At 76.5% G+C, this 21,113-nt stretch carries 24 protein-coding genes and 1 riboswitch; of the genes, 5 read left to right on the top strand and 19 right to left on the bottom strand.

The genetic code is table 11. The features are described 5' to 3' along the window. Nucleotides 1-131 precede the first annotated feature (131 nt). The gene (locus EV189_RS05610) at nucleotides 132-944 is read left to right on the top strand and encodes a hypothetical protein (protein WP_130491995.1); all 813 of its coding nucleotides are present in this window, start codon (nucleotides 132-134) and stop codon (nucleotides 942-944) included. On the opposite strand, the gene EV189_RS05615 is transcribed toward EV189_RS05610, so the two are convergent. From EV189_RS05615 to ribD, 7 genes are read right to left on the bottom strand one after another with little or no spacing between them, the layout of a single operon-like run. Continuing rightward, nucleotides 941-1,819, bottom strand: a complete 879-nt coding sequence (locus tag EV189_RS05615) for a carbohydrate kinase family protein (RefSeq protein ID WP_231116107.1) — start codon at nucleotides 1,817-1,819, stop codon at nucleotides 941-943. The two genes, EV189_RS05610 and EV189_RS05615, sit on opposite strands and share 4 nt — an antisense overlap. A gap of 5 nt (nucleotides 1,820-1,824) precedes the next feature. Continuing rightward, a complete protein-coding gene (locus EV189_RS05620) occupies nucleotides 1,825-2,739 on the bottom strand; it encodes a pseudouridine-5'-phosphate glycosidase (RefSeq protein WP_130491996.1) in 915 nt (304 codons plus the stop codon). 7 nt (nucleotides 2,740-2,746) lie between these two features. Then, nucleotides 2,747-3,010, bottom strand: coding sequence for a phosphoribosyl-ATP diphosphatase (locus EV189_RS05625; RefSeq protein WP_130491997.1), 264 nt, complete (start codon nucleotides 3,008-3,010; stop codon nucleotides 2,747-2,749). Further along, on the bottom strand, nucleotides 3,007-3,489 hold the full coding sequence (ribH, locus tag EV189_RS05630) for a 6,7-dimethyl-8-ribityllumazine synthase (RefSeq protein ID WP_130491998.1): 483 nt from the start codon (nucleotides 3,487-3,489) through the stop codon (nucleotides 3,007-3,009). The genes EV189_RS05625 and ribH overlap by 4 nt, the downstream gene beginning before the upstream one ends. Beyond that, a complete protein-coding gene (locus EV189_RS05635; protein WP_130491999.1) occupies nucleotides 3,486-4,769 on the bottom strand; it encodes a bifunctional 3,4-dihydroxy-2-butanone-4-phosphate synthase/GTP cyclohydrolase II in 1,284 nt (427 codons plus the stop codon). Before EV189_RS05635 ends, ribH begins: the two co-directional genes overlap by 4 nt. Beyond that, on the bottom strand, nucleotides 4,766-5,374 hold the full coding sequence (locus EV189_RS05640; RefSeq protein WP_130492000.1) for a riboflavin synthase: 609 nt from the start codon (nucleotides 5,372-5,374) through the stop codon (nucleotides 4,766-4,768). The genes EV189_RS05635 and EV189_RS05640 overlap by 4 nt, the downstream gene beginning before the upstream one ends. Before the next feature lie 3 nt (nucleotides 5,375-5,377). Then, nucleotides 5,378-6,424, bottom strand: coding sequence for a bifunctional diaminohydroxyphosphoribosylaminopyrimidine deaminase/5-amino-6-(5-phosphoribosylamino)uracil reductase RibD (ribD, locus tag EV189_RS05645; protein ID WP_407938121.1), 1,047 nt, complete (start codon nucleotides 6,422-6,424; stop codon nucleotides 5,378-5,380). Nucleotides 6,425-6,531: 107 nt separating this feature from the next. Further along, nucleotides 6,532-6,662: riboswitch (FMN riboswitch) on the bottom strand. A 171-nt stretch (nucleotides 6,663-6,833) separates the two neighbouring features. Between ribD and EV189_RS05650 the strand changes: the two genes are divergently transcribed. The 3 genes from EV189_RS05650 to EV189_RS05660 all read left to right on the top strand — a co-directional run bounded on the left by EV189_RS05650 (nucleotide 6,834) and on the right by EV189_RS05660 (nucleotide 8,879). Then, nucleotides 6,834-7,229, top strand: a complete 396-nt coding sequence (locus tag EV189_RS05650; RefSeq protein WP_130492001.1) for a VOC family protein — start codon at nucleotides 6,834-6,836, stop codon at nucleotides 7,227-7,229. Nucleotides 7,230-7,305: 76 nt separating this feature from the next. Further along, on the top strand, nucleotides 7,306-8,127 hold the full coding sequence (locus EV189_RS05655; protein ID WP_231116109.1) for an ABC transporter ATP-binding protein: 822 nt from the start codon (nucleotides 7,306-7,308) through the stop codon (nucleotides 8,125-8,127). Next, on the top strand, nucleotides 8,124-8,879 hold the full coding sequence (locus EV189_RS05660; protein WP_130492002.1) for an ABC transporter permease: 756 nt from the start codon (nucleotides 8,124-8,126) through the stop codon (nucleotides 8,877-8,879). The genes EV189_RS05655 and EV189_RS05660 overlap by 4 nt, the downstream gene beginning before the upstream one ends. Here the strand turns inward: EV189_RS05660 and EV189_RS05665 are convergent. Further along, nucleotides 8,870-9,484, bottom strand: coding sequence for a helix-turn-helix domain-containing protein (locus EV189_RS05665; RefSeq protein ID WP_130492003.1), 615 nt, complete (start codon nucleotides 9,482-9,484; stop codon nucleotides 8,870-8,872). The genes EV189_RS05660 and EV189_RS05665 overlap by 10 nt on opposite strands. 117 nt (nucleotides 9,485-9,601) lie before the next feature. On the opposite strand from EV189_RS05665, the gene EV189_RS05670 reads away from it, so the two are divergent. Beyond that, complete coding sequence (locus tag EV189_RS05670; RefSeq protein WP_130492004.1) at nucleotides 9,602-10,447, top strand: DMT family transporter; 846 nt, start codon at nucleotides 9,602-9,604, stop codon at nucleotides 10,445-10,447. Here the strand turns inward: EV189_RS05670 and rpe are convergent. The 11 genes from rpe to pyrF all read right to left on the bottom strand — a co-directional run bounded on the left by rpe (nucleotide 10,431) and on the right by pyrF (nucleotide 21,110). Next, the gene (rpe, locus tag EV189_RS05675) at nucleotides 10,431-11,108 is read right to left on the bottom strand and encodes a ribulose-phosphate 3-epimerase (RefSeq protein WP_130492005.1); all 678 of its coding nucleotides are present in this window, start codon (nucleotides 11,106-11,108) and stop codon (nucleotides 10,431-10,433) included. The genes EV189_RS05670 and rpe overlap by 17 nt on opposite strands. A 9-nt stretch (nucleotides 11,109-11,117) precedes the next feature. Next, nucleotides 11,118-12,473 (bottom strand): RsmB/NOP family class I SAM-dependent RNA methyltransferase, encoded by a 1,356-nt coding sequence (locus tag EV189_RS05680; protein ID WP_231116110.1) that lies wholly within the window; start codon nucleotides 12,471-12,473, stop codon nucleotides 11,118-11,120. Continuing rightward, entirely contained in the window at nucleotides 12,470-13,396 is a 927-nt protein-coding gene (fmt, locus tag EV189_RS05685) for a methionyl-tRNA formyltransferase (protein WP_130492006.1), read from the bottom strand. Before fmt ends, EV189_RS05680 begins: the two co-directional genes overlap by 4 nt. Further along, nucleotides 13,396-13,941, bottom strand: coding sequence for a peptide deformylase (gene def, locus EV189_RS05690; protein WP_130492007.1), 546 nt, complete (start codon nucleotides 13,939-13,941; stop codon nucleotides 13,396-13,398). Before def ends, fmt begins: the two co-directional genes overlap by 1 nt. A 93-nt stretch (nucleotides 13,942-14,034) precedes the next feature. Then, a complete protein-coding gene (locus tag EV189_RS05695; protein WP_165400153.1) occupies nucleotides 14,035-16,173 on the bottom strand; it encodes a primosomal protein N' in 2,139 nt (712 codons plus the stop codon). Between the two features lie 286 nt (nucleotides 16,174-16,459). Continuing rightward, nucleotides 16,460-17,659, bottom strand: a complete 1,200-nt coding sequence (gene metK / locus EV189_RS05700) for a methionine adenosyltransferase (RefSeq protein ID WP_130492008.1) — start codon at nucleotides 17,657-17,659, stop codon at nucleotides 16,460-16,462. Between the two features lie 83 nt (nucleotides 17,660-17,742). Then, the gene (gene coaBC / locus EV189_RS05705) at nucleotides 17,743-18,969 is read right to left on the bottom strand and encodes a bifunctional phosphopantothenoylcysteine decarboxylase/phosphopantothenate--cysteine ligase CoaBC (protein WP_130492009.1); all 1,227 of its coding nucleotides are present in this window, start codon (nucleotides 18,967-18,969) and stop codon (nucleotides 17,743-17,745) included. Between the two features lie 39 nt (nucleotides 18,970-19,008). Next, on the bottom strand, nucleotides 19,009-19,275 hold the full coding sequence (gene rpoZ, locus EV189_RS05710) for a DNA-directed RNA polymerase subunit omega (protein ID WP_130492010.1): 267 nt from the start codon (nucleotides 19,273-19,275) through the stop codon (nucleotides 19,009-19,011). Between the two features lie 102 nt (nucleotides 19,276-19,377). Further along, nucleotides 19,378-19,923 (bottom strand): guanylate kinase, encoded by a 546-nt coding sequence (gmk, locus tag EV189_RS05715; RefSeq protein WP_231116111.1) that lies wholly within the window; start codon nucleotides 19,921-19,923, stop codon nucleotides 19,378-19,380. Next, the gene (gene mihF / locus EV189_RS05720) at nucleotides 19,920-20,243 is read right to left on the bottom strand and encodes an integration host factor, actinobacterial type (protein WP_130492011.1); all 324 of its coding nucleotides are present in this window, start codon (nucleotides 20,241-20,243) and stop codon (nucleotides 19,920-19,922) included. Before mihF ends, gmk begins: the two co-directional genes overlap by 4 nt. Nucleotides 20,244-20,423: 180 nt before the next feature. Beyond that, nucleotides 20,424-21,110 (bottom strand): orotidine-5'-phosphate decarboxylase, encoded by a 687-nt coding sequence (gene pyrF / locus EV189_RS05725; RefSeq protein ID WP_130492012.1) that lies wholly within the window; start codon nucleotides 21,108-21,110, stop codon nucleotides 20,424-20,426. Nucleotides 21,111-21,113: the final 3 nt, after the last annotated feature.

Here is a 21,113-nt window from a genome sequence, read left to right on the forward strand (position 1 = left end):
CAGTGGTTCGATTCCGCTGACGGCGCTCCCTCCCCCGTCCGCTGGGCGGGGACCGCGGAAGCAGGACAGCGGGCCGCCGCGGGCTGCATCATGGGCGCCGCCCCCCGCTGCTGCTGCCCGACAGGACCTCCGTGACGGACACCCTCGCCGCGGCGCTCGACGCGCCCGTCGTCCTGCCCGCCCCCCGACCCGAGCTGGTCGAGCGACCCGCGTGGCTCGGGTCGGACGCCACGGTACCGACCCCCGACCTCGGCGGCTGGCGCGCGGGCGAGGAGGAGCGGGCGGCCTTCGCCGACGACGGTGCCGGCGTCTGCGCGTCGCTCGCGGGCGAGGGGCCGGTGCTGCTGGCCTTCGGCGGGATGTTCGGCACCGCGGGCGCCCCGCCGTTCGAGTTCGGGCGCGTCGGGGGCGAGCTCGGCTGCCGCACGCTCGCCGTCCGCGACCACGCCCGCTTCTGGTACCACGCCGGCGCCCGCGGTGCCGGGTCCACGCTGCCGGCCCTGGTCGAGCACCTGCGCGGCCTGCTCGCCTCCGCCGCTCCCGGACGGCTGGTCGTCGTCGGGAACTCCGCCGGCGCGTACGCCGCCCTCGTCGCCGGTGCGCTGCTCGGCGCTGACGCCGTCCACGCCTTCGCCCCGCGCACGACGCTGCTCGAGGGCGGCAGCGACCCCAGCGTCTGGGAGGAGCGGCGCGCCCTGCTCGCCGCGACCACGCCCACGCCCGAGCTGCTCGACGCCCGCGAGGTGCTCGCCGCGCACCCGGCGGACGGCGTGCACGTGCACTACTGCCGGACGCACGGCCGGGACTCCGAGCACGCGCTGCGCCTGGCGGACCTGCCCACGGTGGCGCTGCACGGCTGGCCGGTGGGCGGGCACGAGCTCGTCGGCTCGCTGCGGCGCAGCGGCGAGCTCGTCCCGCTGCTGCGCGCGGCGCTGCGCTCCTAGCGCGGGCGGGCGCCCACCGCGGCCACGGCGCGGGCCGCGAGCGCGGCTCCGGCGTCCATCGCCTCCGGCCAGTCCGCGCCGCCGAGGCGCGCGGCCAGCAGCCCCGCGGTGTACGCGTCGCCCGCCCCCGTCGTGTCGACGACCTCGGCGCGCGGGGCGCGGGTCCAGTGCAGCCGGCCGCCGGCGTACGCGACCGCGCCGTCGGCGCCGCAGGTGACGACGACCGAGCGGTAGTGCCGGCCCAGCTCGTGGGCCGCGGCGGCAGGGTCGGCGCTGCCGGTGAGCACCTCGGCCTCCGCGTCGTTGGGCGTGGCGAGCGCGCAGCCCGCCGTCCAGCGCAGGAACTCCGCCGGCCCGGCGTCGCGCAGCGGCCCGGCCGAGGAGGGGTCGACGCTCACGGGGACGCCGGCCGCGTGCGCCGCGGCGAGAGCGGCGAGGCCGGCGTCGCGGCAGCCCTCGTGGAGCAGCGCGTAGCCCGACAGGTGGAGCAGGTCGGCGCCGGCGAGGTCCGGGACGTCAGCCGGGCGGAGCGCGTCGTTCGCCCCGCGGTCGACGAGCATCGAGCGCTCGCCGTCGGGGGCGACCAGGCTCACCAGCGCGCCGGTCGGCCGGTCGGGGTCGACCGCGAGCGCCGTCGCCACCCCCGCGGCCGCGAGCTCGGCTGCGAGCGAGCGGCCCGGGAGATCGTCGCCGACACGGGCGACGAGCAGCACGTCGAGCCCGAGCGAGGCGAGCCAGGCCGCCGTGTTCGCCGCGGACCCGCCGCCCGAGGTGGAGATGGCCGCGCCGGTGTCGGTGCCGGGGCGTACCGGACCCGGGAGCCGGACGACCACGTCGGCGACGAGGTCGCCGACGACCACCACCCGCGGGGCCACCGGCGTCAGGACGCGAGCGCGACGGCGATCCGGGCGGCCAGCCGCGAGTTGGCGAGGATGATCGCGATGTTGGCGCGCAGGCTCTCGCCGCCGGTGCGCTCGTGGAACCGCTCGAGCAGGAACGGCGTCACCGCCTTGCCGGTGACGTGCCCCTCGCGCAGCTCGCTGAGCGCCTGCTGCAGGACCGCGTCGTGCAGCGCGGGGTCGACCTGCTCGTTGACCGGCAGCGGGTTCGCGACGAGCACGGTCTCGCGGTGGATGCCGAGCTCGCGGCGGGCTCGCACGACGTCGGCGACCTGCTCGGCACTGTCTACCTGCCAGTCGAGCTCGTAGCCCGAGTCGCTGAGGTAGAAGCCGGGGAAGCGCCGCGACCGGAAGCCCAGCACCGGCACCGAGAGGGACTCGAGCCGCTCGAGGGTGGCGGGGACGTCGAGGATCGACTTCACGCCGGCGCAGACGACGACCAGCGGCGTACGCGCCAGCGCGACGAGGTCCGCGGACTCGTCCCACGTGGCGGACGCCTCGCGGTGGACTCCCCCGAGCCCGCCCGTCGCGAAGACCTGGATCCCGGCCCGTGCGGCGAGCGCGGAGGTCGCGGCGACCGTCGTGGCGGCGTCGCGGCGCAGGGCCGCCACGGTCCCGAGGTCGCGGACCGAGGCCTTGTCGACGTCGTCGCTCGTCGCCAGCAGCTGCAGGGCCTCCTCGTCGAGCCCCACGCGGGCGACCCCGCCGACCACGCCGATGGTGGCGGGGACGGCGCCCTCCTCGCGCACGGCCTGCTCGACGGCGCGGGCGACCTCGAGGTTGCGGGGCCGCGGCAGCCCGTGGCTGATGATCGTGCTCTCGAGCGCGACGACGGGGCCGCCGGCGGCGAGGGCCTCCGCGACCTCGGGGGCGACGACGAGGGTGGTGCTGCTCACGGGGCTCCTACAGGTGGGCGTAGACGTCGTCGAGGGTCAGGCCCTTGGCGATCATGAGGACCTGCGCGTGGTAGAGCAGCTGGCTGATCTCCTCGGCGGCCCGCTCCGGCGACTCGTGCTCGGCGGCCATCCAGGACTCGGCGGCCTCCTCCAGCACCTTCTTGCCGATGAAGTGGACGCCCCGGTCCAGCTCCTCGACGGTGCCCGACCCGGCCGGCCGGGTCACGGCCTTCTCCGACAGCTCGGCCCACAGCTGCTCGAACGACTTCACGCCCGTCCCTCCAGCACGTCGCGCAGCACGACCGCCGTGCCGACGGCGGCGCTCGCCGACTCGTACCCCTTGTCCTCCTGGGACCCGGGCAGCCCGCTGCGCGCGTAGGCCTGCTGCTCGTCGTCGCAGGTCAGCACGCCGAAGCCGACGGGGACCCCGGTGCTCGTCGTGACGTCGGTCAGCCCGAGGGTCGCCGCGGAGCAGACGTAGTCGAAGTGCGGGGTGCCACCGCGGATGACCACGCCGAGCGCGACGACGGCGTCGTAGCCGCCGCGGGCCAGCCGGGCCGCGGCCACCGGCAGCTCGAAGGTGCCGGGGACGCGCAGGACCACGGGGTCGGCGACCTGGCAGTCCGCCAGCGCGCGCAGGGCCCCGTCGAGCAGGCCCTGCATGATCTCCTCGTGCCAGCGGGCCGCCACCACGGCGACCCGCAGGCCCGACCCGTCCGCGTGGACGACCGGTGCTCCCTCGCCGCTCACGGCGCGCTCCTCTCCCCGGCGACCGTGGTGATGTCGTCCTCGAGCAGCTGCTCCGGGAGGTCGGGCAGCTCGTGACCCATCCGGTCGCGCTTCGTCTGCAGGTAGTGCAGGTTGTCGCGGGTGGCCGCGACCGCCAGCGGAACCGTACCGGTGATGCGCAGGCCGTAGCCCTCCAGCCCCGCCCGCTTGGTCGGGTTGTTGGTCAGCAGCCGCATCGTCTTGATGCCGAGGTCGGCGAGGACCTGGGCGCCGCTGCCGTAGGTGCGGGCGTCGGCGGGCAGGCCGAGCGCGAGGTTCGCCTCGACCGTGTCGGCGCCGGCGTCCTGCAGGGCGTAGGCCCGGAGCTTCTGCAGCAGCCCGATCCCCCGGCCCTCGTGGCCGCGCAGGTACAGCACGACGCCCCGGCCCTGCTCGGCGACCGCCTCGAGCGCCGCGTGCAGCTGCGGGCCGCAGTCGCAGCGCAGCGAGGCGAACGCGTCGCCGGTGAGGCACTCCGAGTGCACGCGCACGAGGACGTCCTCGCCGTCGCCGATGTCGCCCATGACCAGGGCCATCTGCTCGGCACCGTCGACCTGGTCGCGGTAGCCGACCGCGCGGAACTCCCCGAACGCCGTGGGCAGCCGCGTGTCGGCGATGCGCTCCACCTGGCGGTCGAAGCGCCGGCGGTAGGCGATGAGGTCGGCGATCGAGACGAGCGCGAGCCCGTGCTCGTCGGCGAACCGGCGCAGCTCGGGCAGCCGCGCCATGTCGCCGGGCCGCTCGTCGCTCACGACCTCGGCGAGCACGCCGGCGGCGCGCAGGCCGGCGAGCCGGGCGAGGTCGACCGCGGCCTCGGTGTGCCCGGCGCGGTGGAGCACGCCGCCGCTGCGGGCGCGCAGGGGCACGACGTGGCCCGGCCGGATGAGGTCGTCGGGCGAGGTCTGCGCCGAGGCGAGCAGCCTGATGGTCCGCGCGCGGTCGGTCGCCGAGATGCCGGTCGTCACGCCCTCACGGGCGTCCACCGTCACGGAGTACGCCGTCTGCCGCCGGTCCTCGTTGACGCGCGTCATCGGCGGGAGGTCGAGCCGCTCGGCCTCCTCCTCGGGCAGCGAGACGCAGACGTAGCCCGAGGTGTGCTTGACGAGGAACGCGACGAGCTCGGGGGTCGCGTGCTCCGCGGCGAAGATGATGTCGCCCTCGTCCTCGCGGTCGGCGTCGTCGACGACGACCACCGGTCGCCCCGCCGCGATCTCCGCGATCGCGCGGTCGACCGTGTCGAGGACGGGCTGCTCCTGCGTCATGCTGACTCCTCGGACGTGCTGTGCTGCAGGAGGTTCTCGACGTACTTCGCGAGCACGTCGACCTCCAGGTTGACCGGTGCGCCCGGCTGCTTGGTGCCGAGCGTGGTGAGCTCGAGGGTGGTGGGGATGAGGCTGACCTCGAACCAGTCGGGACCGACCGCGCTCACGGTGAGCGAGATGCCGTCGACGGTGATCGAGCCCTTCTCGACGACGTAGCGGCGCAGGCCGGCCGGGAGCGCGACGCGCACCACCTCCCACTTCTCGCCGGGCGTGCGCGAGGCGACCGTGCCGACGCCGTCGACGTGGCCCTGGACGACGTGGCCGCCGAGCCGGTCCTGCAGGCGCACCGGGCGCTCGAGGTTGACCCGGTCGCCCGCGCCCAACCCGCCGAGCGCCGAGCGGTCGAGGGTCTCCTGCATCACGTCGGCGGTGAACGCGCCCTCCGCGAGCTCGACGACGGTGAGGCACACGCCGTTGACCGCGATGCTCGCGCCGTGCACGGCGTCGCTCGTCACGAGCGGGCCGCGCACCCGCAGCCGGGCGCTGTCGGCCAGCTGCTCGACGGCCTCGATGGTGCCGAGCTCCTCGATGATGCCGGTGAACACCGGTCACCCCTCCTTCGGTTCGAGCGTGATCCGGATGTCGGGACCGACGCTGCGCAGGTCCGTGACGGTGAGCCGACGGGCGTCGGCGATGGTGGTGACGCCGAGGTCGGCGACGGCCGCGGGGCCGGCGCCCAGCAGGGCGGGGGCGACGTACGCGACGACGCGGTCGACGAGCCCGGCGCGCAGCAGCGCGGAGGCCAGCGTCGGCCCGCCCTCGACGAAGGCCGTGAGCACGCCGCGGTCGACCAAGATGCGCAGCAGCGCCTCCAGGTCGACCCGGCCGTCGGGACCCGTCCCGACCTCGGCGGCGGTCGCGACCCAGGTCGGGGCGGCGTCGTCGCGCACGCGGGCTCCGGCGGGGGTGCGCCCGCTGCTGTCGACGACGACGCGCAGGGGCTGGCGCGCGACGGGCTCGTCGAGCCGGACCGCCAGGTGGGCGTCGTCGGCGAGCACAGTGCCGACGCCCGCGACGACCGCGTCGTGCTCGGCGCGCAGCCGGTGCACGTCGAGGCGCGCCTCCGGGCTGGTGATCCAGCGGCTCGTGCCGTCGGCAGCGGCGACGCGCCCGTCGAGGGTGGCGGCGTACTTCCACGTCACGCGCGGGCGGCTGTGGCGGGCGGCGAAGAGCCACCGCGCGTTGCCGGCCTCGGCCTCGTCGCGGAGCAGGCCCTCCTCCACCTCGACGCCGGCGGCGCGCAGCAGCGCACCGCCGCCCCCGGCGACGGCCGAGGGGTCGGGGACGGCGTACACGACGCGGCGCACGCCGGCCTCGAGCAGCGCCGTGGTGCACGGCCCGGTTCGGCCGGTGTGGCGGCAGGGCTCGAGGGTGACGACGGCCGTGGCGCCGCGGGCGCGCTCCCCCGCGTCGCGGAGGGCGGCGACCTCGGCGTGCGGCCCGCCGGGCCGCTCGTGCCAGCCCTCACCGACGGTCGTGCCGTCGGGGGCGAGCAGGACGCACCCGACGACCGGGTTGGGGGACGCCGTGGGGAGCCCGAGCGCGGCCAGCTCGACGGCGCGGCGCATCGCCGCGACCTCCTCGGGGCCCGCCACCGCGCTCACCTCGCCTCCGCTCCGTCCCGGCGGGTGCCGGGTGGTCCGGACGCGCGTCCGTGGGTGGGGGCAGGCAGGGGCGACGGCACGGCGCTCCCGCCGTCCCGCCGCGTGCCGCCTCCCGTCCGGACTCTCACCGTCGGTCCCGGAGTCGCACCGGGTCAGCCGGCAGCTGGCTGCTGCCGGGTCGCGGACTGTCACCGCCGGTTCGGAATTGCACCGACCCCGGGGCACGCGTCGCTGTACGCGTCCAACAGCCTCTCACGCTCCGGGATTCCTGATTCCGACGGGAGCAGGCTGCGGTCCAGGTGGCGGACCGGCGTGCCCGTCCGTACGTGGACCTGGGCCGGAGCCGCGGCTAGCGTCGCGAGCACGTGCAGCACCGTCGTCCGCTCCCCGAGGAGGGGCCATGCTCAGCGACAGCCGCGTCACCGCCAACATCCCCGCCGCCGACATCGGCCGCGCGAAGGCCTTCTACAGCGAGGTGCTCGGCTTCGAGCCCGCCCAGGACCTCGGCGGGATGGTCGTCTACCGCGCCGGCGACACGCTCTTCAGCGTCTACCAGACCGAGCACGCCGGCCAGGCCGGCCACACCCTCGCCCAGTTCCACGTCACTGACATCCAGACCGAGGCGAAGGAGCTGCGCGCGCGCGGCGTCGTGTTCGAGCAGTACGACCTGCCGGGCACGACCTGGACCGACGGCATCGCCTACCACGAGGGGATGGGCTACGCCGCCTGGTTCACGGACTCCGAGGGCAACGTGCTCTGCATCGACCAGCCGGCCGCCGGACTCGCGCTCGACTGAGCCGGGGGGACGCCTGGCGATGAGCGTGCCCGGCGAGGACCGTCTCTGGAGCATGGATCAGATGCGAGGTGGCCACGTGCCCGTCCAGTCCTCCAGCCCGGGTGCTGCCGTCGAGGCGACCGGGCTCGTCAAGACCTACAAGGGCCGCGGAGGAGCCGTCGAGGCGGTGCGCGGCGTCGACCTGCGGGTCGAGCGCGGCGAGGTGTTCGGGTTCCTCGGCCCCAACGGTGCCGGCAAGTCGACGACCGTGCGCATGCTCACGACCCTGCTGACGATCACCTCGGGCAGCGCCCGGGTCGCCGGTGCGGACGTCACCACCGAGCCGGACGTCGCCCGGCGGCGCATCGGCGTCGCGCTGCAGGAGGCCGGGCTCGACCCCCGGCAGACCGCGCGCGAGCTGCTCGTCCTGCAGGCCCAGCTGTTCGGCTCGCCCGCCGCCCAGGCGAAGCAGCGCGCGCAGGAGCTGCTCGAGCTGGTCGACCTCACGGAGGCCGCCGACCGCCGCATCAAGGGCTACTCGGGCGGGATGAAGCGCCGGCTCGACCTGGCCTCCGCGCTCGTGCACCAGCCGGAGGTGCTCTTCCTCGACGAGCCGACGACAGGGCTGGACCCCGCGAGCCGGCTGACCGTGTGGGACGAGGTGCGCCGCATCAACCGCGAGGGCACGACGGTCTTCCTCACCACGCAGTACCTCGAGGAGGCCGACGCCCTGTGCGGCCGGCTCGCCATCATCAGCGCGGGCCGGATCGTCCGGGAGGGGAGCCCGCGCTCGCTGAAGGACGAGCTGCGGTCGCGCCGGGGCCTGGACGCCGACCCCACGCTCGACGACGTCTTCCTCGACGCGGTCGGCGGGACGCGGCAGCGGGTCGAGGGCGACGTGCAGGAGGTGCGGGCATGAGCGACACCGTGGTCCTCGGCCGTCGCGCGGTGCGTGAGTCGCTGCGCCAGCCCGACGCCCTCGTCCCGACGCTGCTGATCCCGCTGTTCTTCCTCGTCGTCAACGTCGGACAGGCGGGGCGCATCTTCCCCAGGGGCTCGACCGGCTTCCTGCACGGCCAGTCGTACGCCGCGTTCCAGCTGCCCAGCTCGATCCTGCTGGCCGCGTCGTTCGGCAGCGCGGCGCTCTACCTCGTCGAGGAGATCGAGGGCGGCTACTTCGACAAGCTGCGGGCGACGCCGGTCAGCCGGTCCTCGATCGTGCTCGGCCGGCTCGTCGCCGAGGCGGTGAAGAACGTCGGCATCACGACGGTCATGGTCCTCGTGGCGCTGCCGTTCGGGGTCCGCATCGCCAGCGGGCTCGTCGGCTTCGTGCTGCTCGTCGTGCTCGCCGCCGGCTGGGCCGTCGTCTACTCGGGCTTCATGCAGCTCATCGCGCTGACGACGCGGAGCGCCGCCGCGACCCAGTCCGGCGGGCTCATCTTCTTCCCGCTGCTCTTCCTCACCCCGAGCTTCGTGCCGCGCCACATGCTGACCCGGCCCATGGAGGTCGCGGCGAGCATCAACCCGGTGACCTACATCATGGAGGGGATGCGCGCGCTGATCCTCGACGACGGCATCGGCGGCCGGGTGCTCGCGGCGTACGCGGTGGTGGCGGTCGCGGGCGCGGTGATGCTCGCCCTGTCGGTCCGGGTCATCCGCTCCTACGACTGAGCGTCGGGCGCGGCGGACCGGAAGACCGCCGGGTCGAGGTCGCTCTCCGGCTGCACGACGGTCATCGTGAACCGGAGGGCGGTCTCCCCCGCCGAGCGGTACGCGTGGCCGCGGTCGGCCTGGAACACCGCCGCCCCGCCGGTCCCGACGCGGTGGGTCGTCCCGTCGACCTCGAGCAGCAGCGCACCCTCGAGCACGTGGAGCAGCTCCTGCGTGCCCGGCGCGTGCTCCTCGCTCTCGTGCACCTGGCCCGGCGCGAGCACCCACTCCCAGAGCTCGACGTGCTCGCGCCGGTCGGAGCCGACGAGCAGGGTCGCCCGGCTCTCGCCCTGCCGCCAGAGCACGGCGGCCTGGTCCGCGCTGACGACGCGCACCGCGGGCGCCTCGTCGAGCTCGACGAGCCGGGCGAGCGTGACGCCGATGGCCTCGGCGAGCCGGCACAGCGTCTGCAGGCTGGGGTTGGTGCGCGCCTGCTCGACCTGGACGAGCATGCCCTTGCTCAGCCCGGCGCGGCCGGCGAGGACCTCGAGCGTCCACCCGCGCTCCTGGCGCAGCCGGCGGGTGTTGCGGGCGACGGCCGCGGCGACGGCGTCGGCATCGGGCACGGGACGCTCCGGGTGATCGCAGTGGCCTGGCGGTGCAGCAGAGTGCTACAACAGACGGAGCACTGCACTGCACTAGGTGATCAGCCTAGTGCACTCCCTTCGTGAACAGGAGGTCCGGTGGGCGTCCTGCTCGCGCTGCTCTCCGCCGTCGTCTACGGCTCGTCGGACTTCTGCGGCGGCCTGGCGACCCGGCGCGCGGGCACCCTGCCGGTCGTCGTCGTCTCGCAGGCCGCCGGCCTGCTCGCGCTGCTCGCGCTGCTCGTGTCCGTCCCCGGGCTGGGCGAGGACCCGACGGCCGGCGACATCGCCTGGGGCGTGGCGTCCGGGCTCGGCGGCGGCTGCGGGCTGCTCGTGTTCTACCGCGCACTCGCGACGAGCGTGATGAGCGTGGCCGCGCCGGTCACGGCGGTGAGCGCCGCCGCCGCGCCGGTCCTCGTCGGCCTCGCCCTCGGGGACGCCGTCACGGCGGCCGCGCTCGTCGGCATCGTGCTGGCCCTCGTGGCCGTCGTCCTCATCAGCGCCGAGGGCGGACTGCCGTCCTGGCAGACGCTGCGGCACAGCCGGCTCGGCGCTCCCCTGCTCGCGGGAGCGGGCTTCGGGGTCTTCTTCGTCACGCTCGACCAGGCCCGCTCGGAGGCGGGGCTCTGGCCGCTCGTCGGCGCCCGCGCGGCCTCGATCCTGCTCGTCGTCACCCTCGCCACGGCCACCCGGCGCAGCATCCGGCTCCCCCGGCCGAGCCTGCCGCTCGTCGTGGGCGCCGGCGTGCTCGACATGTCGGCCAACGCGCTCTACCTGCTCGCGACGGCGCACGGCGTGCTGGCGGTGACGGGGCTGCTCGCCTCGCTCTACCCCGTCAGCACCGTGCTGCTCGCCCAGGCCGTGCTCCGCGAGCGGCTCGTCCTCGCCCAGGTCGTGGGCCTGGGCGCCGCGACCGGCGCGGTCGTGCTCATCTCGCTGCCGTAGGGCGCGCCGCCTCGCCCGCGGCCCGCAGCTCCCGGCACGCCGCCGCCGGGTCGGCGCTGCCGTAGACCGCCGAGCCCGCGACGATCGTGTCCGCGCCCGCCTCGACCACGCGCTCGATCGTCTGCAGCCCGACGCCCCCGTCGACCTGCAGCCACAGCTCGCCCCCCGAGGCGTCGATGAGCTCGCGGGTGCGGCGCAGCTTCGGCAGCACCGAGTCCAGGAACGGCTGGCCGCCGAAGCCGGGCTCGATCGTCATGACGAGCACCATGTCGAACTCCGCGAGCAGCTCGGCGTACGGCTCGACCGGCGTCGCCGGGTTGAGCGCGAGCCCGGCCCGCGCGCCGCGGGCGCGGATCTCGCGGGCCGTCCGCAGCGGGGCGCTGACGGCCTCGGCGTGGAAGGTCACCGACCGGGCGCCCGCCTCCGCGTACGCCGGTGCCCAGCGGTCGGGGGCCTCGATCATGAGGTGGCAGTCCAGCGGCAGCGGGCTCGCCTGTGCGAGCCGCTCGACGACCGGCAGGCCGAGCGTGAGGTTGGGGACGAAGTGGCCGTCCATGACGTCGACGTGCACCCAGTCCGCGGCGTCGGCGATGCGCCCGATCTCCCCCCGCAGGTCGCTGAAGTCGGAGTTGAGGATGCTCGGCGTCAGGCGGATCGTCACTCGGGCAGTCTAGGAAGCGGCGTCCTTGCGCAGCAGGGCGAGGTACATCGCGTCGGTCCCGTGCCGGTGCGGCCAGAGCTGCACGTCGGGACCCGCGCCGAGCTCGGGCAGGTCCTGCCCGGTCGCCGTGCGCAGGGCGTCCCGCGCGTCGAGCCAGTCGGCGTCGTCGCGCTCCGCGAGCACGTCGTCGACGACCCCGCGCGTCTCGGCGAGGTGCGGGCTGCACGTGGCGTACGCGACGACGCCGCCGGGGCGCACGCCGTCGAGCGCGGCCCTCAGCAGCTCGCGCTGGAGCGAGCCGAGGCCGGCGACGTCCTGCGGCGTGCGCCGCCACCGGGCCTCTGGACGCCGGCGCAGCGCGCCGAGCCCGCTGCACGGCACGTCGACGAGCACGCGGTCGAAGCTGCCGGCGCGGTACGGCCGGGTGGTCGTGTCGGCGGTGAGCACCGTCGCGTCGTCGCCGAGGGCCTGGCGGACCAGCCGCGCCCGGTGCGGCGCGCGCTCGACCGCGAGCAGGTCGGCGCCCCGCTGCCCGGCGAGCGCGGCGAGCAGCGCGGCCTTGCCACCCGGTCCCGCGCAGCCGTCGAGCCAGCGGGCGTCGGGCCCGTCCAGCGGCGCCGCGGCGAGGGCGAGGGCGACGAGCTGGCTGCCCTCGTCCTGCACCCCGGCGGCGCCGCTGCGCACGGCGGGCAGGCGGCCGGGGTCGCCGGACTCGAGCACCCGGGCGTACGGCGACCAGCGGGTGGGCCGGGTCCCGTCGAGCTCCTCGGGGACGGCGCGGCCCGGGCGGGCGACGAGGGTGACGCTGGGCGCGGCGTTGTCGGCCTCGAGCGCGCGCTCGACCTCGCCGAGGTCGCCGTCGAGGGCGTCGGCGAAGGCGGCGGCGACCCAGCGCGGGTGCGCGTGGCGCAGCGCGAGCCGGCCGAGCGCGTCCTGGTCGCGTCCCAGCTCCTCGGTCCACGCGACGAGGTCCTGTCGCCCGACCTTGCGCAGCACGGCGTTGACGAAGCCGGTCGCGCTGCGCGCCTCCCGGCGGACGAGCTCGACGCTCTCGGAGACCGCCGCGTGGCTGGGGATCCGGGTGGCGAGCAGCTGGTGCGCGCCGAGGCGGAGGGCGTCGAGCACCGGCGGGTCGATGCGGTGCAGCGGGCGGTCGACGAGCGTGGCGAGGACCGCGTCGTAGGTGCCGCTCGCCCGCAGCGTGCCGTAGGCGAGCTCGGTCGCCAGCGCCGCGTCGCGCGTGGAGAGGTCGCGCTCGCGGAGCAGGGCCGGCAGCACGAGGTTGGCGTACGCGTCGCGCGAGCTCACCGCGCGCAGGACCGCGTAGGCGACGTCGCGGGCGGCGCTCCCCGCGGCGGGGCTCACGCGAAGCGCTCCCCCGGCTCGGGCCGCAGCCCGCGCAGCCAGTCCGCCGCCGCCATCGGCTTCCTGCCGGCCGGGCGCACCTCGCCGAGGAGGACGGGCCCGGTCGCGGTGCCGACCCGTGCGCCCGCCTTGTCGACCACGAGCTCGCCGGGGGCGAGCGGGTCGGCGTCGCGCAGCGGGCGGACGGGCCCCAGCCGGACCCGCTCGCCGCGCAGCGTGGACCACGCCCCGGGAGCGGGCGTGCAGGCGCGGACCCGGCGGTCGACGGCGAACGCCGGCTCGTCCCACCGCACGCGGGCGTCGTCGACGGTCAGCTTCGGCGCGAGGCTGATGCCGTCGGTCGGCTGCGCCACCGGGAGGGCGGAGCCGTCCTCCAGCGCGTCGAGGGTGGCGACGAGCAGGCCCGCCCCCGCGGTGGCGAGCCGGCCGAGCAGGTCGCCGCTGGTGTCGGCCGGGCGCACGGTCTCGGTGAGCGTGCCGAGGACCGGGCCGGTGTCGAGGCCCTCCTCGAGCAGGAAGGTGGTCGCGCCGGTGACGTCGTCGCCCGCCAGCACGGCGCGCTGCACGGGGGCGGCACCGCGCCAGGCGGGGAGCAGGCTGAAGTGGAGGTTGACCCAGCCGCGCGGCGGGACCTCGAGCGCGACGGGCGGGACCAGGGCGCCGTACGCGACGACGGGGCAGCAGTCCGGCGCGAGCTCGCGCAGCCGGTCGAGGAACCTCGGGTCGCGGACCCGCTCCGGCTTGAGCACCTCGACGCCCTCGGCGGCGGCCCGCTCGGCCACGGGGCTCGGGGTGAGGCGACGACCACGCCCGGCGGGGGCGTCGGGGCGGGTGACGACGGCGACGACCTCGTGCCCGCTCGCGAGCAGGGCGTCGAGCGACGGGACGGCGACCTCGGGGGTGCCGGCGAAGACCAGGCGCACTAGCGGCCGGCCCCGAAGGTGGCGTGCGGGCTGAGGCGCACGACGGGCGCCGGCTGCCCGAACCACTCGGACTCGCGCATCATGCGGAGGGCGAGCTTGCGCTGCTCGCGGTCGAGGCGGTCGATGAACAGGATGCCGTCGAGGTGGTCGGTCTCGTGCTGCACGCAGCGGGCGAGCAGCTCGCTGCCCTCGAGGACCACGGGCTCGCCGAACTCGTTGAACCCCTTCGCCGCCACCCGGAGCGCGCGGCGGCAGTCGACGCTGAAGCCGGGCAGCGAGAGGCAGCCCTCCTCGCCGTCCTGCGTCTCGTCGGAGAGCTCGAGGCTCGGGTTGACGAGGTGGCCCACCACGCCGTCGACGTTGTAGGTGAAGACCCGCAGCGAGACCCCGATCTGCGGTGCCGCCAGCCCGGCCCCGGGCGCCTCCAGCATGGTCTCGGTGAGGTCCTTGACGAGGACGCGGAGCTCCTTGTCGAAGACCTCGACCGGCGCCGCGGGCGTGCGCAGCACGGGGTCGCCGAACAGGCGGATGGGCTGGATGGCCATGGGCTCCAGTCTAGGCGGGGGCGCGAGCCCTCCCCGTCGCTCAGCCCGTCGCCCAGTGACGGTCGCTCAGCCCGTCGCCCATCCCCCGGTCGCTCACCCGAGGTCGACGGGATCGACGACCACGCGCAGCGGGTCGCGCGCCCGCCGCGCGCTCCTCCCGGCCTGCAGCGCGGCCAGGGCGGCGGCCAGCCCGGCGCCGCTGCGGCGCGGGGCGCGGACGAGCACCCGGGCGCGGGGCTCGGGCGCCGAGCCGGGGCGCGGCTCCGGCTCGAGCTCGAGGACGCTGCCGGCGCGTACGCCGTCGAGGCGGGCCTCGCGCACGAGACGGTCGAGCTCGACCGCAGCCTCCGCGACCGTGGCGGGGGCGCCGCTGAGCACGGCGACGCGGGCGGCCGGGGGCAGGCCGAGCGGCTCGCGCTCCTCGAGCTCGGCGAGCCCGTGGCCGAAGGGGTCCCAGCGCAGCAGCGCCGAGACGACCGGGCGCTCGCCCTCGAGGCAGACGACGACGGTCCCGCCCTCGCCGGCGGGTCGCACGAGCGAGGCGGCGTCGAGCCAGCGGCGCAGCGCGTCCTCCTGCGCGCGCAGGGCGGGCCGGGCGAGCATGGCGCCGCCGTCGAGGAGCAGCGCGGCGGCGTAGCCGGCGTCGGCGACGGGCTCGACCCCGGGGGTGGCGACGACGATGGCCGGCCGGTCGGGCACCCGCGCCCGGGACCGCTCCCCCGTGCTCTGCAGGACGCGGGCACGTGGGAAGGCCCGCCCGAGCTCCTCGGCAGTGCGCTCGGCGCCCACCTGCACGGCGCGCAGCCCGGGCGAGGAGCAGACCGGGCAGCGCCAGCCGGGCACCTGGGTCGCGCACCACCGGCACCGCAGCGCGGCCGGGAGGTCCGCGTCGGACGTACCAGGGGCGGGGAGCGCCAGCGGGCCGGAGCACGACGGGCAGGCGGTGGGCGTGCGGCAGCGCGAGCAGGCGAGCCGGACGAGGTAGCCCAGCCGCGGGACCTGGACCAGCACCGGGCCCCGCTCGAGCGCGGCGCTCGCCGCCCGCCACGCCGCGGTCGGGATCCGCGCCGCCACCGCCAGCGGGTCCTCGCCCCCCGGCTCGCGCTCCGGCACGACGACGCGAGGAGCCCGGGCGCGCACGACGTCGCGGGGCGCCCGCAAGGGTGCCGCCCACCCGCTGCGGACGAGCAGCGCCCCCTCCGCGGTGACCGCGTGGCCGGCCAGCACCAGCGCAGGCGGGCGCCCTGCCGACGACGCAGCGGAGGCGCGGAGCAGCGCGACCTCCCGGGCGTGCGGGTACGGCGCGCGCGGCTCGGCGAGGCTGTCGTCGCCGTCGTCCCAGACGAGGACGAGGCCGAGGTCCTGCACCGGGGCGAAGGCGGCCGCCCGCGTCCCGAGGACGACGCGCACCTCGCCGCGCGACGCGCGCAGGTAGCGCCGGTAGCGCTCGGCCGGCCCGAGCCCCGCCGTGAGCACGACGTGCCGGCCCTCGCCGAGCCGCTCGGTGAGCGCGGCGTCGAGCCGGTCGACGTCGCGCTGGTCGGGGGCGAGGACGAGCGCGCCGCGCCCGGACGCCGCAGTGGCCACGACGGCCTGGGCGACCTCGGCCGCCCACCGCGGTCCCGGCAGCACCGCCCAGACGACGCGCGGGGACGCACCGTCCGCGAGCGCCGCCAGGGCCGCCGGTCCGCCGTCGTAGTCCGCCCACGCGGCGGGATCGGCGACCGGGAGGGCTGCCGGCTCCTGCTCTGCCGCCGGCTCGGCCTCGGCGGCGGCGTGGCGCGGCGGCACGGCCAGGCGCAGGACGTCGGTGAGCGTGCCGGCGTAGCGGTCGGCCACCCGGCGGGCGAGCTCCAGCACCTCGGGGTGGAGCACGGGCTCCGGGCTGACCAGCCGGCGTACGCGCTCGAGCCGCCCCGGGTGGTCCGACCCCGGCTCGCGCGCGACGACGAAGCCGTCGACGTCGCGCCCGGCGAAGCGGACCCGCACCCTGGTCCCGGGCTGCGCGCCGGCGGACATGCCCTCGGGCACGAGGTAGTCGAACGGGCGGTCCAGGTGGGCGAGGGGCACGTCGAGCGCGACCCGGGCGACGGGCAGCTCGGCCGCGGGCGGGTCCACCGGCTTCGGCGCCGCGCGTCGCACGCGCTCGCGCACGAGGGCGAGCTGCTCGTGCGGCACGGTGTGCGGCGCCTCGGCGGTCCCCTGCTGCTGCTCGGGGCCGGCCGTCGTCACGCCCGCCTGTCTACCAGCCGGCGCCGACGCCGCGCCGGGGCCGTCCACTGCCCGGTGCCCGGCGCGCGCGGCGCCCGGCCACGTCGCGCCGCCCGCCCGGCCGTACCAGGTGTGCGCGGGACGGACGAGATCTCGTCGGTACGGCGCCGACCTCGTGCGGCCGGACCCCTACTCGATCAGGCAGCCTGATCAAGTGGCACGGGGGGACGGACGCGCGAGGGGCGCCCGACCGCGGTCGGGCGCCCCCTCGGGACGTGCGGAGCCTGCTGCGGAGCAGCAGCGGCGGCTAGCCCTTGACGGCGCGCTGGAGCGCCTCGGCGCGCTCGGTGCGCTCCCAGGTGAAGTCGGGGAGCTCGCGGCCGAAGTGGCCGTACGCCGAGGTCTGCGCGTAGATCGGGCGGAGCAGGTCGAGGTCGCGGATGATCGCCGCGGGCCGCAGGTCGAACACCGTGCTGACGGCGTCCTGGATCTGCTCGTCCGGCACCGTGCCGGTCCCGAAGGTCTCGACGAACAGGCCCACCGGCTCCGCCTTGCCGATGGCGTACGCCACCTGCACCTCGCAGCGGCGGGCGAGCCCGGCAGCGACGACGTTCTTCGCGACCCAGCGCATCGCGTACGCGGCGGAGCGGTCGACCTTGGACGGGTCCTTGCCGGAGAACGCGCCGCCGCCGTGGCGGGCGTAGCCGCCGTAGGTGTCGACGATGATCTTGCGGCCGGTGAGGCCGGCGTCGCCCATGGGGCCGCCGATCTCGAACTTCCCGGTCGGGTTGACGAGCAGCCGGTGGCCCTCGGCGGACAGCCCCTCGGGCAGCGAGGCGAGGACGGGCTTGATGACCTCGTTCTCGATGTCGGGGGCGAGCAGGCCCTCGATGTCGATGTCGCCCGCGTGCTGGCTGGAGACGACGACGGTGTCGAGGCGGACGGCGCGGTCCCCGTCGTACTCGATCGTCACCTGGGTCTTGCCGTCCGGCCGCAGGTAGGGCAGGACGCCGTCCTTGCGGACCTGGGAGAGCCGCTGGGCGAGCTTGTGCGCCAGCGCGATCGGCAGCGGCAGCAGCTCGGGGGTGTCGTCGTTGGCGTAGCCGAACATCAGGCCCTGGTCGCCCGCGCCCTGGCGGTCGAGCGGGTCCTCGTCGCCCTCGACCCGCGCCTCGTACGCGGCGTCGACGCCCTGGGCGATGTCGGGCGACTGGGCGCCGATCGAGACCGAGACGCCGCAGGAGCGGCCGTCGAAGCCCTTGGCGGAGGAGTCGTAGCCGATGTCGAGGACCGCGTCGCGCACGATGCCCGGGATGTCGGCGTAGGTCGAGGTGGTGACCTCGCCCGCGACGTGCACCTGGCCGGTCGTGATGAGGGTCTCGACGGCGACGCGGCTCTTCGGGTCGTCCCGCAGCAGGGCGTCGAGGATCGAGTCGCTGATGCGGTCAGCGATCTTGTCCGGGTGGCCCTCGGTGACGGACTCGGACGTGAAGAGGCGGCGCGACACGGGGCTCCTCGGGGAGGTGGCTCGACGGACGTCCGGAGTCTATCGGGAGCGGGTCCGGCGGCACCCCCGCGCTGCGAGCGGTCTCAGCGAGGGAGCGGTGAGTCCCAGCGCTCGGACACGAGGTCCCAGACGAGGTCGGCGAGCGCCTCCTTGCTGCCGAGCGGCACGGGCACCTCCCCGCCCTCCCGCAGCAGCACGACGCCGGCGTTGCGCTCGCCCTCGAAGCCGGTGGGGTGGCCCGGACCGCCCACCTCGTTGACGACGAGCAGGTCGCACCCCTTCGCCGCGAGCTTCGCGCGCCCGTGCGCCAGCGCGTCCCCGCTCGCGTCGCCGGTCTCGGCGGCGAACCCGACGACGACCTGGCCGTCCCGGCGCGCGGCCACGAGCGCCGCGAGGACGTCGGCCGTCTGCTCCAGCTCGACCTGCGGCACGCCGCCGCGCGACTTCTTGATCTTGGTGGCGGCCGTCGTCACCGGGCGGAAGTCCGCGACCGCGGCGGCCATGACGACGGCGTCGGCCAAGGGCGCGGCGGCGACCGCAGCGTCGAGCAGGGCGGCGGCAGTGGGCACGGGCACGACCTCGACCCCCGCGGGCGCCGGGACGGCCAGGTGGGCGGCGAGCAGCGTGACCCGCGCGCCGCGGGCGAGCGCCGTGGTCGCGAGGGCGACGCCCTGCCGGCCCGAGGAGCGGTTGCCGAGGAAGCGGACGGGGTCGAGCGGCTCGCGGGTCCCGCCGGCGGAGACCACGACGTGGCGCCCGGCGAGGTCGCGGGCGAGCCCGCCCCGCGCGAGCACCGCGCGGGCGACCTCGGCGAGCTGCTCGGGCTCCGGCAGCCGGCCGGGGCCGCTGTCGGCGCCGGTCAGCCGCCCCACGGTGGGGTCGACGACGAGCGTGCCGCGCGAGCGCAGCAGCGCGACGTTGTCGCGGGTGGCGGGGTGCTCCCACATCTCGGTGTGCATCGCGGGGGCGAGCACCACCGGGCAGCGCGCGGTGAGCAGCACGCTGGTGAGCAGGTCGTCGGCCTGCCCGTGCGCGGCGCGGGCGAGCAGGTCGGCGGTGGCGGGCACGACCATGACGAGGTCCGCCTCGCGGCCGAGGCGCACGTGCTCGACCTCGGGGACGGAGTCCCACACCTCGGTGTGCACCGGCTCCCCGGACAGCGCCTCCCAGGTCGCCGCGCCGACGAAGCGCAGCGCCGAGGCGGTGGGGACGACGCGGACGGCGTGGCCGGACTCGCGCAGCCGGCGCAGCAGCTCGCAGGCCTTGTACGCCGCGATGCCGCCGGCGACGCCGAGCACGACGCGCGCCACGAGCGCCGGACCTCCCGCCGGGTCAGCCGAGCCGGACCGCTACGGCTGGTCGATCGGCTCGGCGGTCAGCAGGTCGCTGTTGATCTCGCGCAGCGCGATGGACAGCGGCTTCTCGTGCGGGTGGGTCTCCACCAGCGGGCCGACGTACTCCAGCAGGCCCTCGCCGAGCTGGGAGTAGTAGGCGTTGATCTGGCGCGCGCGCTTCGCCGAGTAGATGACGAGGCTGTACTTGCTGTCGGTCGCTGCGAGCAGCTCGTCGATCGGGGGGTTGGTGATGCCCTCGGGGACGGCGGAGGTTCCAGACACGCAGACTTCCTTCCAGAGCGGGCCAGCGTCCCAGGGTACCCCAGGCCGCCGCGCCCCGAGTCGTGCATGATCACGGGGATCGGGGGGGCCCAGCGCCCGGGCTCAGCGCTCCAGCAGTCCCACGAGCGCGTCGCAGACCTCGTCGACGCTCGTGTTGACGAGCGTGACGTCGAACTCCGGCTCGGCCGCCAGCTCGGTGCGGGCGACCTCGAGGCGCCGCTCGACGACGTCGGGGGCCTCGGTGCCGCGCCCGGAGAGGCGCCGCACCAGCTCGTCCCACGACGGCGGTGCGACGAAGACGAGCAGCGCGTCCGGGACGCGCTCGCGCACCTGCCGCGCGCCCTGCAGGTCGATCTCGAGCACGACCGGGACGCCGTCGGCCAGCCGGCGCTCGACGCCCTGGCGGGGGGTGCCGTAGCGGTTGCCGGCGAACTCGGCCCACTCGAGCAGGGCGTCGTCGGCGACCAGCCGGTCGAACTCCTCGTCGCCGACGAAGGTGTAGTGCACGCCGTCGACCTCGCCGGGCCGCGGGAAGCGCGTCGTGGCGGAGACGGAGACCCAGACCTCGGGGTGGCGCTCGCGCAGCTGGCGGACCACCGTCGTCTTGCCGACGCCGGAGGGACCGGACAGCACCAGCAGGCGGGTCACGCCTCCCGGGCCGGGAACTCGCGCTCCAGCGCAGCGGCCTGGTTCGCACCGAGGCCCCGCACCCGCCGGGTCTCGGCGATGCCGAGCCGCTCCATGATCTGCTTCGCGCGCACCTTGCCCACGCCCGGCAGCGACTCCAGCAGGGCCGAGACCTTCATCTTGCCGACGACGTCGTCGGACTGGCCCGCGCGGATGACCTCCCCGATGCTCGCGCCCGAGTGCTTGAGCCGGCTCTTGACCTCGGCGCGGGCGCGGCGGGCGGCGGCGGCCTTCTCCAGCGCGGCGGCGCGCTGCTCGGGGGTCAGCGTGGGAAGGGGCACCAGGTCACCTCGGGGGTCTCGGCCACGGGTCGGGCAGGGCGGTCTTCGTCGGTACGCGGGTCAGGCAGTGCGCAGGTCCTCCGGTGCAGGGCGGCTCGTGCGCAACCTAGCGACTCGACCTGTGCAGAGCAACGTACGGGAGGGCAGTCCCGCCGCTCCAGGCGGGACCGGGGCGCCGGGTCAGCCGGTGAGCGCCGCGGCGAGCGCGGCGGCGGCGGCGCCGGGGTCGGCGGCCGCGGTGACGGGGCGCCCCAGGACGAGCAGGTCGGCGCCGTCGGCGAGCGCCTGCTCGGGCGTCGCGACGCGCGCCTGGTCGCCCGCGTCCGCGCCGGCGGGACGAACCCCGGGCGTGATGAGCACGACGTCCGGGCCCACCTCGGCGCGCACCGCCGCGACCTCCTGCGGCGAGCAGACGAGGGCGCCCGCGCCCGCGCCGACGGCGAGGACCGCCAGGCGGCGTACGGCGTCGATGGGCGGTCCCGCGAGCCCGACCTGCGCGAGCTCGCCCTCGGACAGCGACGTGAGCACGGTGACGGCGGTGACGCGGCCGCTCGGCAGCGCCTCGGCGGCCGCGCGCACCATCGCCGCTCCCCCGGACGCGTGGACCGTGAGGTAGTCCGGGGCCAGCGCGGCGACCGAGCGGACCGCGCCCGCGACGGTGTTGGGGATGTCGTGGAGCTTGAGGTCGAGGAAGAGCTCGACCCCCGGCGCCGCGGCCCGGACGGCCTCGACGGCGGCACGCCCGTCGCGGAGGTACGTCTCGAGCCCGACCTTGAGGCACTGGACGTGGGGGCCCGCGGCAGCGGCCCAGGACACGGCGGTGGCGAGGTCGGGGGCGTCGAGGGCGACGGCGATCGGGGCGCGCACGGG

Source organism: Motilibacter rhizosphaerae, from assembly GCF_004216915.1.
GTDB classification, from domain to species: Bacteria; Actinomycetota; Actinomycetes; order Motilibacterales; family Motilibacteraceae; genus Motilibacter; species Motilibacter rhizosphaerae.

What these genes read in the sequence shown, in the direction of transcription:
- EV189_RS05635 (WP_130491999.1), bottom strand. Translation starts at nt 4,769, where the DNA reads ATGACGCAGGAGCAGCCCGTCCTCGACACGGTCGACCGCGCGATCGCG.
- EV189_RS05650 (WP_130492001.1), top strand. Translation starts at nt 6,834, where the DNA reads ATGCTCAGCGACAGCCGCGTCACCGCCAACATCCCCGCCGCCGACATC.
- EV189_RS05660 (WP_130492002.1), top strand. Translation starts at nt 8,124, where the DNA reads ATGAGCGACACCGTGGTCCTCGGCCGTCGCGCGGTGCGTGAGTCGCTG.
- def (WP_130492007.1), bottom strand. Translation starts at nt 13,941, where the DNA reads ATGGCCATCCAGCCCATCCGCCTGTTCGGCGACCCCGTGCTGCGCACG.